We start from the raw sequence: 12831 nt of genomic DNA, 5'->3' as shown, positions 1-12831 counted from the left end.
CATAAATATCTCTCCTTAATTAGTTTGTTGGTACTTACAATTATAGAGGTATTTGTGCCGTTTTTATATTAAAAACTAAAAAATAACGGCTAGTGAATATTTCACCAACCGTTAAAAGTATAGAACCTTCATTTTTCATCATGAAAATCTTCCTGTTTTCGGTTCTGAGACACATTAATGTCCCAGCCCCTTTTTTCATATCTTTGTTAAATCATCATTATGCGTTAAGTGCTCTAGAATTAGCGAATTTCTTGGATACGAGCAGCTTTACCACGTAAACTACGTAAGTAGTATAATTTCGCACGACGTACTTTACCACGACGTTTCACTTCGATTTTTTCAATTTTAGGTGTGTGTAATGGGAATGTACGTTCAACACCTACACCTGAAGAAATCTTACGCACTGTGAAAGTTTCTGAAATTCCGCCACCACGACGTTTAATCACAACACCTTCGAATACTTGGATACGCTCACGTGTACCTTCGATGATACGTACATGAACACGTAAAGTATCTCCAGCGCGGAATGATGGAATGTCGTCACGTAATTGTGATTTTGTAACTGCTTCAATTAATTTGTGATTTGTCATTTTTTATACTCTCCTTCAACCTATGTTCATGCCTCGACAATCATTAGAGCAGCGGACCATAGTGATATTTGTGTCTTCACACTCAAGTTATAGTAGCATAAACTACTTTTTTTTTCAATGCTTCTTTAGTGATTTTAAATATTTTCTATCTTCCTCTGTTAATGGATAATGTTCTAATAAATCTGGACGCTTTTTGAAAGTACGTTGTAATGATTGTTCATGGCGCCATGTATCAATGCGTTGATGATCTCCAGATAATAATACATCAGGGACTTTCAATCCTCTAAATTCACGTGGTCTAGTGTATTGTGGATATTCTAACAATCCGCTTGAAAAGGAATCATCCTCATGTGATACTTGGTTGCCTAAAACTTCAGGTATAAGTCTCACAACAGCGTCTGTAATCATCATCGCTGGTAGTTCTCCACCTGTTAACACATAATCACCCACAGAAATTTCATCAGTTACAAGCTCGGAGCGAATACGTTCGTCATATCCTTCATAATGTCCACATATAAATACGAGATGATCTGCTTGTGCTAAAGACTCAGCTTGTTTTTGATTAAAAGATTTCCCTTGCGGTGTCATTAAAATTACACGTGTTTCTTCAGTCGTTTGTATTGTATCCATAGCATTGAAAATAGGTTCTGGTTTAAGGACCATGCCTTGTCCTCCGCCGTATGGATAGTCATCCACCTGATTATGTTTATTATTAGCATAAGCTCTAAAATTAATAATTTTAGTATCTAAAATTCCTTTTTCACGGGCTCTTTTCAAGATAGATTGGTTAAGCACGCCTTCAAACATTTCAGGAAACAGGGTTAAATAATCGATTTTCATTCTGTTAACAACCCTTCCATCGGTGTAATATCAATACGTCTATGTTCAATATCTACTGTTTTCACGACATCTTCAATATATGGAATAAGATGTTCTTTCTCTCCTTTAACGACCCAGACATCATTAGCACCTGTTTCAAAAATTTCCACTACACGACCGATTGGTTCGTCCGCTACAAAAACAGTACAACCTATAATATCTGAATAATAAAACTCATGTTCATCGAGTTCTATTTCCTCATGATCACGTTCTTGATATAACAGATGTCCTTTCAAGTGCTCGATATCATTAATATTCGTATAGCCTTCAAATTTCAACATATGTAATCCTTTGTGTAATCGATGTGATGTTACGACTAATTCTAACATTTCACGATTCACTTCAACCTCTAACACTTCTCCTGGTTGAAAACGAATATCCGTAAAATCTGAGTGTGACTTTACCTTTACTTCACCTTTTATACCATGGGTATTCACGATTTTGCCGACTTCTACTTTCATTATTTGAAAGCCTCCTAACTAAAAAATCGTATCAATAAGACAAAAGGGCTTTGAGTCACAATCGATTGATTTTAGCTCAAGCCCTCTCTTGTATAAGATTAAATTATTTTGCTTTTTTTTGCTCGTCAAATGTTTTTAAAATACCTTGACGTGATAAGATGTTGTGTACTGTATTCGTTGGTTTCGCACCATCTTTTAACCATTTTAAAGCTAATTCTTCATCAATTTTAACTTCAGGAGCATTTACTGCTGCTGGGTTATAAGTTCCGATTTGTTCGATGATACGGCCATCACGTGGTGCACGTGCATCAGCTACTACAATACGGTAGAATGGGTTTCTTTTTGAACCTAAACGTGTTAAACGAATTTTAACTGCCATTTATAATTCTCTCCTTTAATTTCAATAATTTGTTATCTACAAGAAATTATAATAACAGGGTTTTAAACCTTTGTAAAGAGAAAATACTTTACCAATTAAAATTTCTTCAAACCTATTTCTTACTAAAAAGGAAGATTCATGCCTTTTAACATATTTTGTAGTTGCTGTTGTTTTCCTTTTTTACCTTTACCGCCACCTGTGAATTGTTTCATCATCTTTTTCATATCATTAAACTGTTTTAACAAGCGATTAACTTCTTGTAATGAACGACCAGATCCTGCAGCGATACGGCGTTTACGAGATACATTTAACTTAGCTGGGTCTTCACGTTCATCTGGTGTCATAGATTGTATGATTGCTTTAATATGATCGATTTGTTTTTCGCTCATATTAAGCTTATCTAAGCCCTTAATTTTGTTCATGCCTGGAATCATTTTCATAATATCATCCAGTGGACCTAGGTTTTTAACTTGATCTAGTTGATCCAAAAAGTCTTCAAGTGTGAATGAAGAAGTACGCATCTTTTGTTCTAAGTCTTTTGCTTTTTCTTCATCTACATCTTGTTGTGCTTTTTCGATTAAGCTAAGAACATCACCCATACCTAAAATACGTGAAGCCATACGTTCAGGATGGAAAAGTTCTAAACCATCTAACTTTTCGCTCATACCTACAAATTTAATCGGTTTCTCAGTAACTGCACGAATTGATAAAGCCGCACCACCACGTGTGTCACCGTCTAATTTTGTAAGTGTGACACCTGTAACATCAAGTTGTTGGTCGAATGATTCTGCAACATTAACTGCATCTTGACCAGTCATAGCATCTACGACAAGCATGATTTCATTTGGTTTTGAAATATCCTTAACTTCTTGTAATTCATTCATGAGTGCTTCATCAATATGCAAGCGTCCTGCTGTATCAATGATAACGAAATCAAGATGCTCTGATTTCGCATGTTGTAATGCATTTTCAACAATTTGTTGGGGTGGGACTTGATCTCCTTCAGAGTAAACGGGGATATTAATTTGTTTTCCTACCGTTTGTAACTGATTAATTGCAGCTGGACGATAAATATCAGCTGCTACTAAAAGTGGCTTTTTGTTATATTTTTTTCGCATTAATAATGCAAGTTTTCCAGCTGTTGTTGTTTTACCTGCCCCTTGTAGACCAACCATCATTACAACTGTTGGGGGTTTTTTTGACATTGTAATAGATGTATTATCGCCACCCATTAATGTCGTAAGTTCTTCTTGTACAATTTTAATAACTTGTTGTCCTGGTGTTAATGATTTCATTACATCAGAACCTAAAGCACGCTCTGAAACTGTTTTAACAAAATTCTTAACGACTTTAAAGTTAACGTCCGCTTCAAGTAACGCTAAACGAACTTCGCGCATCATTGTTTTAATATCAGCTTCAGTCACTTTACCTTTACCTTTAATTTTTTGCATCGTTGCCTGCAATCGATCTGACAATCCTTCAAATGCCATAAAGTGACCCTCCTTATTCTAAATCCTCAAGTTCTTGAATATAATTTTGTAACGCTTTAGGATTATTAATATTTTCTTTCATTTTTCTATAGATTTCTTGTCTTTTGGTAAAACGGCGATAAAGACCTAATTTTTTCTCGTAGTCCTCTACTAAGTCGCCAGTTCTTCTAATGTTATCATACACGGCTTGCCTACTCACTTCAAATGTCTCTGCGATTTCACTTAAAGCATAATCTTCTAAATAAAAAAGTTGTAGATAGTTACGTTGTTTTTTTGTGAGTAAGGATTGATAAAAATCGAATAAATAATTCATTCGAACGGTTTTAACTAAATCATTCTCGCTCATAGTCTACTTCCTCTGATTCTTGTTCTTCTGGTACATTTTGCTCAATCATATCGGCAAATAACCCGTATACATAACTTTCAGCATCGAATGGTTGTAAATCATCTAATTTTTCACCAAGACCTACGTATTTTACTGGAATATGCAATTCATTACGTATTGCAAGTACAATACCACCTTTTGCTGTACCGTCTAATTTCGTTAATACAATACCCGATACGTCTGTAACTTCCTTAAACGATTTTGCTTGTGATAATGCATTTTGACCTGTTGTAGCATCGAGACATAATAATACTTCATGCGGTGCTTCAGGAATCGCACGTGAAATCACGCGTTTAACTTTTTCAAGTTCATTCATTAGATTTTGTTTATTTTGCAAACGACCTGCTGTATCACAAATCAAAACATCTACACCTTTATTTTTAGCAGCATTGATAGCATCATACATAACAGCCGCTGGATCTGAACCTTCATTTTGTCGGATAACTTCCGCACCTACACGTTCTCCCCATACTTCAAGCTGTTCAATTGCACCTGCACGGAAAGTATCCCCTGCAGCTAACATTACTTGTTTGCCTTGTGCTTTATAACGGTGCGCTAACTTACCAATTGTTGTAGTTTTACCTACACCGTTGACCCCTACCATTAAAATGACATTAAGACGGCCTTCTTCTAAGTTCATAAACTCTATTTGATCATCATCTTGATGGTAAATTTCTACTATTTTTTCAACAATAACTTCTCTTAAATCTTCAGTCTCAGTGATATTACGACGTTTAGCTTCCATTCTTAATTCATCTACTAATTCCATTACTGTATTAAAGCCAACGTCTGCTTGTATTAACATTTCTTCTAATGCTTCAAAAAAGTCTTCATCTACTTTTCTGTAATGTGCTAATAAATTATTAAGTTGTGTTTGAAAGTTTTCTCTTGATTTTTCAAGACCTTCTCTAAATTTAGCACCTAATTTTTGAGACTCAATTTCTTCAAATTCTTCGATAGATATTAAACCATCATCCAAATCATCATCCCATTGTTGTGACCAATCGGGCTCGTCAGATGTTGACTGATGACTTTGATCTTTAAACGGCTCGTCTTGTTGTTCTGGTTCTGATTCAACCGGTGTATCTAGATGTTCTTCTTGCTCTCTTTCATTTTTAGAAAACTTATCTTTTAATCGTTTAAAAAAACTCATTACTTAGTCCTCCTCTAACATTTTATCAATTGTATTTAAATTCACACTGACAAGTCTCGAAACACCTAATTCCTGCATCGTCACACCATATAACCTGTCGCACATTTCCATTGTTCCTTTACGATGCGTAATTACTATAAATTGAGTTGCTTCAGATAACGTTTTTAAATAATTAGCATAACGCGTCACATTTGTTTCATCTAATGCCGCTTCTACCTCATCTAAAATAACAAAGGGAGCAGACCTCACTTTTAAAATGGCAAATAGTAAAGCAATTGCACTGAGTGCTCGTTCGCCTCCACTTAACAATGATAAATGTTGTAATTTTTTACCTGGAGGTTGAACTTTAATCTCGATGCCTGCTGTTAGATAGTCATTATCCGTCAATTCAAGTTCTGCCTGTCCTCCTTCAAATAACGTTTTAAAGACATTTTCAAACTGTGTTTTAATAGCGTTAAATGTAGCACTAAAACGCTCTACCACTTCTTTATCCATTTCATGAATGATTTGCTCTAAAGTTTCTTTAGCTTCTCTTAAATCATTTCGTTGTTCTAATAGAAAGTCATAGCGTTCTTGAATTTCTTCATATTGTTCAATTGCTTTTAAATTGACTGGTCCTAGTTCATCTATTGAAAGTTGTGTCAGTTTAACTTTTTGTCTTAATTGATCAATTTCTAAATTAAGGTTTGAAAAATGTGAATGCGCGTATTCAAATGTCATATGATACTTTTCATCAAGATGTTTTAGATTTTGATCTATTAAAACATCTAATCGTGATTGTGAAGTTTTAACATTTTGATACTGATTTTCAAGTTCTAAAAGCGATTGATGACTTTTTTCCAACGCTTTTTCATTTGACTCAATTAAATCTTCAATTGACTGGCGCTCGTGTCGAAACGTTTCTTGTTGTTCGAGTAAGTGCTTCTTTTTCTCACGAAACGCTTCTATCTCCTCACTTATTTTCGTTAGTGCCGTGTCATCGTTAACCTCATCAGAATTAATAAGATCAAGTTGGTCATTTAATTGAGATTGTTGCTTGTCTATTTGTTTCATTTGTTGTGTATAACGCTTCAAGTTCGCTTGTTGCGTTGAGAGTTTTTCTTTTGTTACAGCTAAGTCGGACTTATATTGATGTAAACGGTTTTGATGTTTTTGTAATTCTGTCTTATCATGTTTATTTTGCTCAGTGAGTTGTTTAATTTGTCGATCTAATGACTGTAAAGTGTCATCGATTTCAGCTTTTCGTTGTTGCTTAGTTAATAATGTGTTTTGACTCTCATTTGCATTATAACCGTCATTTTTTTCGAATTGAAATTCTTCATGGTCACGCTTTAACTGTTGTTCTATTTTAGAATATCGATCATATTCTAAATCTAAATCATGAAGCGCTTGTTTAAGTTGATTAAATTGGTGTTGTTGTTCAAGATACGTATCACTATATGACTCTTTTTCCTCTTTCTTTTGACTACAAAACGCTTCCAATTGTTTAATTTGACGTGTATATGTGTCAAGTTGTTGAGTTAAACGTTCATATTCATGCTTATGCCCTAAAACAGATTGTTGGTGCGCTTTACGTCCACCCGTCATCGCTCCACCCGGATTAACTATATCACCTTCAAGTGTTACAATGCGTGTTTTATAACGTATTGCATTAGCGACCTCATTCGCCGTTTTCAGATGATCAACAATAATCGTTCGCCCTAACAAGTTTTCAGCTATTGATTGATACTTAGCATCATATGTAACCAAATCACTAGCTATTGCAATATATCCTTCATGTTGTTTGGCTTGTGCTATGATTTGTGGATCTAAATGTTTAGGCTTAATCACGGATAAAGGTAAAAAAGTAGCTCTTCCTGATTGCTTGGTCTTTAAATATTGTATAGCTTGTCTTGCTACATGTTCATCTTCCACAATGACATGTTGAAGTGTTGCACCTAACGCGACTTCAATTGCTGTCGTATATTGTGAAGGTACATTTAATTTTTGCGCTACTGCTCCATGCACCCCATCAAATGATTCAGAGGATTTTAAAATTGATTTAACACCTTGATAATAATAAGTCATATCTTGTTGTTTAGACTGTGCTACTTCTAACCGTGATTTCAATTTGTCATAATATCTATACGCTTGATATAGTTTTTCTTCTGTTTCAGTTTGTTGTCGTTGCGCTTCACTAAGTTGCTGTTCTGTTCGTTCGATTTCAATTTGAATACGGTCACGTTCTTTCAATTTGCTATCTTTTTGTTTTTTGATTTCAGCCATTTGGTGCTGTGCCGTTTTCAATTCGTTATACGCCTCTTGTAAACGTGTATCTAGTCTATTCTGCTTTTTTTGATGCTCTTCAATGGTACGTGATAAAAAACGAATATCATTATTGAGATTGGATTGCTCCGTCATATACTGATAATACGTATCTTTTAATTGCTCAATTTCCGCATCACTATTAGCATCATCTCGATATATTTGAGATTCGAGCTGTTGAATATTTGTAATCAATTTCTCTCTTTGATGCTTTAGCTTTTCTATTTGTGATTGAACACTTTGTATTTCTTCTTGTGTTGAAGTCCTTTCATGATTCAAGCTTTCTTGTTCTTCTTCAATACGTGCATTCATTTGTGATTGATTTTTTTGGCGTTCTTCTAGTAATTGATATTTTCCGTTAAGTTGTTCAACTTTTTCTGTTACTTGAATTAAGTTGATATTTAAGTCTTCCAGTTGTTGATCCAGATCAAAACGTTGTCCTTTCGTTTTCTGCAGTAACTTTGAAATACTAGATTTTTGACTTTGTACTTTGGCTTGTCTGCCCTTTAAATCATTTAACTTTTGATCTAATGTCGAAATTTCTTGTTGGTATGCTGTTATATCATAAACCGTAACTTGAATATCGCTTTCTTTTAATGCTTCAGATAAATGCATATATTCTTTAGCGATAGCCGCTTCCTCTTTCAATGGTTCAACGCGTCCCTCAAGGTCATATAAAATATCTTCCACGCGTGTTAAATTAGCTTCTGTCTGAGATAATTTATTAACGGAAGCTTCTTTTCTTTTTTTATATTTCAACACACCTGCAGTTTCTTCAATAATGTGACGTCGCTCAGTTGGCTTAGCATTTAAAACTTCGTCCACACGTCCTTGTGAAATAATGCTAAAAGCTTCTTTTCCTAGTCCAGAGTCTAAAAATAGTTCTGTGATATCCTTTAGACGTTGTCGTTCATTATTAAGAAAGAAAACACTATCACCATTTCGATATAGCCTTCTTGTGATTGTAACTTCTTCCGACTCTACATTTAATAATCCTTTTTGATTATCAAGCTTCAATTGGACTTCAGCAAAATTTTGAGCATTTCGATGTTTAGCACCAGAGAATATAACATCCTCCATCTTACTTCCTCTTAATGAACGCGCAGATTGTTCACCTAACACCCATTTTATAGCATCCGTAATATTACTTTTACCGCTTCCATTAGGTCCTACTATAGCAGTGACCCCTTTGTCAAAATCAATTTGAGTAGGTTCAGCAAATGATTTAAATCCGTGTGCATGTATCGATTTTAAATGTACCATTCTTCTACTCCTTTTGTGACAATGCTAAATAAGCTTTTTCGGCAGCTTTTTGTTCAGATTCTTTTTTTGTTCGACCCACACCTTGTGCAATTGGTTTATGATTGAGTTGTACTTCTGACGTAAATTGCTTATTATGTGCAGGTCCGTCTTCTTGAATAATTTGATATTGCAAATGGCCTAAATATTTTTGGTGCACGTATTCTTGAAATTTCGTTTTAAAATCTACTGCTCCCATAAGTTGATCGCCTTCAACAAATGGAAAAATAGCATATTCTGCAAAAGTTTTAACAGCTTCTAGACCTTGATCTAAATATAATGCTCCGATAAACGCTTCGAATACATCAGCTACGAGAGAAGGTCTTGTTCTACCACCTGTTTTCTCTTCACCTTTACCTAGCAAAATAAGCGTATTCAGTTGAATTTTATTTGCAAATATTACAAGTGAGGGCTCACATACGATGTTTGCTCGCATTTTAGTCAAATCCCCTTCTGGTAAGTGAGGATATTGATCATAAAGAAAGCGTGATACCGTCAATTCTAATACTGCATCGCCTAAAAATTCGAGACGCTCATTATGATCTAATCGCTTCATATTAAAATCATTTATGAAACTAGAATGTGAAAAAGCTTGTTGAAATATTGAAATATCACTATATTGTAAATTTAATTCTTTCATCTTCATCTTAAATTGATTTTGAAATTGATCGATGAGTGATTGTTTACGATGGTTGGCCATTGGGCTCCTCCTTATCTTCAATGATTCAATCTTCATAGTATAACCTACACTAGAATTCTGGTTTTATTTGTATGAGTTTTATCATAATTGTTATGCTATGACCTGTTTGTTAGTAAAAAATCTGAGCCGAAACATCGACTCAGATGAAAACAATTATTTTTCAAGTGTATTAATGTAATTAACAGCGTCTCCAACTGTATTGATTTTTTCTGCTTCTTCATCTGGAATTTCAGTACCAAATTCATCTTCTAATTCCATTACTAATTCAGCAATGTCAAGTGAATCTGCTCCTAAATCATCTTTGAAAGATGCATCTTCAGTTACTTTGTCAGCATCAACACCTAAACGATCAACAATAATATCTTTCACTTTATCGAAATTTTCCACAATCTTTCACCTCCTTTAAAGGTTACTATTTTCACACACATCTAAGTGATGTTTTGTAGTCCTTGACTGTTATATTTTGCCATTTTATTTTAACAAATACAACCCATATCCACATATATCCAAGGATTTCACTCTGAATTATATATCCGCCATTGAATGTACAGATATTATTCCATGTGCATACCACCATTAACATGAATCGTTTGACCAGTAATATACGAAGCTTTGTCTGATGCTAAAAATGCTACAGTTTGAGCAATATCTTTATCTTCACCAAAACGGCCAAGTGGAATTTGTTCTTTCATTTTTGCTTTTAAATCATCATTTAAAGCATTTGTCATATCAGATACAATAAATCCTGGTGCCACTGCATTCACCGTAATATTGCGAGAAGCAAGTTCACGTGCTGCAGTTTTCGTAATTCCGATTACACCAGATTTTGTTGCGACGTAGTTAATTTGTCCTGGATTTCCTACAGCGCCTACAACACTTGAAAGATTGATAATTCGTCCTGAACGTTGTCTCAACATTTGTGGTGTCACTTTTTGAATACAATTGAATACACCTTTTAAGTTTGTATCAATGACATCGTCCCATTCTTGTTCTTTCATACGCATTAATAAATTATCTCTTGTAATACCTGCATTATTAACAAGTACATCTAGTGAGCCATATGTCTTTACAACTTCTTTAACCATTGTTTTGACTTCATCACCATTTGCAACATTAGCTTGAATTGCAAGGGCTTCTTGACCTTTTTCTTTAATCTCAGCCACAACAGCTTCTGCTTTTTCTTGATTGCCTGCATAATTGACAACTACTGTATAACCTTCCTCTGCTAGTTGTAAGGCGATACTTCTTCCTATACCTCGAGATCCACCTGTAACTAATGCAACTTTACTCATTTGCTAACCATTCCTTTACATCTTCGAGCGTTTGAATCGAAGTTATTTTCACATTTCTATCTATCTTTTTCACCAAACCTGATAAAACCTTATTCGGTCCAATTTCGACAAAATGGTCTGCACCTTGTTCAATTAACCATTTTACAGAGTCAATAAATTCAACTGGTGAATACAATTGTTGAACCATATGTTGTTTAATGATATCTCGATCAGTTTCACCTTTTGCATTCACATTTTGTATAACAGGGGTTTTGGCATCATGCCATTCAAATTGGTTAATAAATGCATCAAAGTCTTTTGAAATAACTTTCATCATTGAAGAATGAAAGGGACCTGACACATTTAATGGTAAAACACGTTTCGCACCTAAACGCTTACCTTCACCAACTAATCTATCAATAGCCGTTTGGTGCCCCGATACTACGATTTGACCAGGGGCATTGATATTAGCAGGCTCAATCACTGCTTCATCAGTTGAAAGCTGTTTACAAATATCCTGTACTTCTTCCAAGCTAAGACCGAGCACTGCTGCCATACTACCTGTCCCTTGAGGAAAGGCTTTAGACATTAATTCACCACGACGACGTACGATTTGAATAGCATCTTCAAAGTGTAATACACCACTCATTACTAAACTCGAATACTCCCCTAGACTATGTCCAATTGTAAAATCAAAATTCGGTCTCCCCATTGCTTCATATAAAGCAATGCTATGTGTCAATAATGCTGGTTGAGTATTTTCTGTTAAACCTAATTTTTCATCTTGGTCTGTAAACATTGTTTCTAAAATATCAAAATCCACATGTGACTGTGCTTTTTCAAAAATTTCTGTTGCCGCTTCATTGACCTGATAAAGATCTTGACCCATACCTACTTTTTGAGCGCCTTGTCCAGGGAACATCACAACCGTTTTACTCATTAAGCGTCCCTACTTTCTCTCGCATATTTTCAACTATTTGTGTCTCTACTGCGATTTTAGCTTGTTTAATAGCAGAGTAGAATGCTTTAGCGTTTGAACTACCGTGTGCTTTAACAACTATACCATCTAACCCTAATAAAACTGAGCCACCATATTCTGAGTAATCAAGTTGCTTCGCGATTGATTGAAGATCTTTTTTCAAAATCAATGCAGCAAGCTTGTTTTTGAAACTTGAGAGAAGATCTTTTTTCACGATTTTACCAACAGACTTCGCAATACCTTCAAGGTTTTTTAAAATCATATTGCCAGTAAATCCATCTGTCACAATTACATCTGCTTCATCTTCCATAATAGATTTCGCTTCAATATTACCGACGAAATTAAACGTTTGAGATTGATTCATAAGTTCAAATGCTTTTTTAGTAAGGCTATTTCCTTTTTGATCCTCAGTACCGATATTAAGTAATGCTACTTTAGGATTTTGGATACCTCTTAAATTAACTGCATAAATATGTCCTAATAGTGCGTTTTGATATAAATGCTCAGCCTTAGCATCTGCGTTTGCACCTACATCTAAAAATACAACACCTTTGCCACTAACAGTGGGTAACGTAACAACTAACGCAGGTCTTGATACGCCCTTTAAACGACCTACTATAAATAAACCTGCTGACATTAAAGCACCTGTATTGCCTGCAGACACACAACCGCCCGCTTCTCCATTTTTAACTGCTTCAGCCATACGTACCATTGAACTGTCTTTTTTCCGCTTAATAGCACGAACTGGTTCGTCTTCCATCGTAATTTTTTCTGTTGTATGATGTATGCTGACACGGGGATGCTTTATATGACATTGACTTTCATCACCAAACAACATGATCTCAAGATCTTCGAAATCTTGAACAGCTTTTTCTACGGCTTCAAGCACAATCTCAGGTGCGTCGTCCCCACCCATCATATCTACTGCTATTTTTACCATC

Annotated in this window: 13 protein-coding genes; all 13 read right to left on the bottom strand. The window is 35.0% G+C overall.

Features of this window, described 5'->3' with window-relative positions; genetic code table 11:
- Nucleotides 1-239 precede the first annotated feature (239 nt).
- Complete coding sequence (rplS, locus tag HHH54_RS03105) at nucleotides 240-590, bottom strand: 50S ribosomal protein L19 (RefSeq protein WP_198617378.1); 351 nt, start codon at nucleotides 588-590, stop codon at nucleotides 240-242.
- Nucleotides 591-704: 114 nt separating this feature from the next.
- Complete coding sequence (gene trmD, locus HHH54_RS03100) at nucleotides 705-1430, bottom strand: tRNA (guanosine(37)-N1)-methyltransferase TrmD (protein ID WP_198617377.1); 726 nt, start codon at nucleotides 1428-1430, stop codon at nucleotides 705-707.
- Complete coding sequence (gene rimM / locus HHH54_RS03095; RefSeq protein WP_198617376.1) at nucleotides 1427-1930, bottom strand: ribosome maturation factor RimM; 504 nt, start codon at nucleotides 1928-1930, stop codon at nucleotides 1427-1429. Before rimM ends, trmD begins: the two co-directional genes overlap by 4 nt.
- A 103-nt stretch (nucleotides 1931-2033) precedes the next feature.
- Nucleotides 2034-2309 (bottom strand): 30S ribosomal protein S16, encoded by a 276-nt coding sequence (gene rpsP / locus HHH54_RS03090; RefSeq protein ID WP_198617375.1) that lies wholly within the window; start codon nucleotides 2307-2309, stop codon nucleotides 2034-2036.
- Between the two features lie 122 nt (nucleotides 2310-2431).
- Nucleotides 2432-3799, bottom strand: coding sequence for a signal recognition particle protein (gene ffh, locus HHH54_RS03085; RefSeq protein ID WP_198617374.1), 1368 nt, complete (start codon nucleotides 3797-3799; stop codon nucleotides 2432-2434).
- A gap of 13 nt (nucleotides 3800-3812) precedes the next feature.
- On the bottom strand, nucleotides 3813-4145 hold the full coding sequence (locus HHH54_RS03080; RefSeq protein WP_198617373.1) for a putative DNA-binding protein: 333 nt from the start codon (nucleotides 4143-4145) through the stop codon (nucleotides 3813-3815).
- A complete protein-coding gene (gene ftsY, locus HHH54_RS03075; protein ID WP_198617372.1) occupies nucleotides 4132-5337 on the bottom strand; it encodes a signal recognition particle-docking protein FtsY in 1206 nt (401 codons plus the stop codon). Before ftsY ends, HHH54_RS03080 begins: the two co-directional genes overlap by 14 nt.
- 3 nt (nucleotides 5338-5340) lie before the next feature.
- Nucleotides 5341-8904 (bottom strand): chromosome segregation protein SMC, encoded by a 3564-nt coding sequence (smc, locus tag HHH54_RS03070; RefSeq protein ID WP_198617371.1) that lies wholly within the window; start codon nucleotides 8902-8904, stop codon nucleotides 5341-5343.
- Between the two features lie 4 nt (nucleotides 8905-8908).
- Nucleotides 8909-9640, bottom strand: a complete 732-nt coding sequence (gene rnc, locus HHH54_RS03065) for a ribonuclease III (protein ID WP_198617370.1) — start codon at nucleotides 9638-9640, stop codon at nucleotides 8909-8911.
- 153 nt (nucleotides 9641-9793) lie between these two features.
- Nucleotides 9794-10027: an acyl carrier protein gene (locus HHH54_RS03060; protein WP_019165520.1), complete on the bottom strand. Its 234-nt coding sequence runs from the start codon at nucleotides 10025-10027 to the stop codon at nucleotides 9794-9796.
- A 167-nt stretch (nucleotides 10028-10194) separates the two neighbouring features.
- A complete protein-coding gene (gene fabG, locus HHH54_RS03055; protein WP_198617369.1) occupies nucleotides 10195-10932 on the bottom strand; it encodes a 3-oxoacyl-[acyl-carrier-protein] reductase in 738 nt (245 codons plus the stop codon).
- Nucleotides 10925-11851, bottom strand: coding sequence for an ACP S-malonyltransferase (gene fabD, locus HHH54_RS03050; protein ID WP_198617368.1), 927 nt, complete (start codon nucleotides 11849-11851; stop codon nucleotides 10925-10927). The genes fabG and fabD overlap by 8 nt, the downstream gene beginning before the upstream one ends.
- Nucleotides 11844-12830: a phosphate acyltransferase PlsX gene (gene plsX / locus HHH54_RS03045; RefSeq protein WP_198617367.1), complete on the bottom strand. Its 987-nt coding sequence runs from the start codon at nucleotides 12828-12830 to the stop codon at nucleotides 11844-11846. Before plsX ends, fabD begins: the two co-directional genes overlap by 8 nt.
- Nucleotide 12831: the final 1 nt, after the last annotated feature.

The organism is Staphylococcus canis (assembly GCF_016238445.1).
Lineage (GTDB): Bacteria > Bacillota > Bacilli > Staphylococcales > Staphylococcaceae > Staphylococcus > Staphylococcus canis.
The sequence above is the reverse complement of the archived record's forward strand: the minus strand, read 5'-3'. Positions and strand labels throughout refer to the sequence as shown.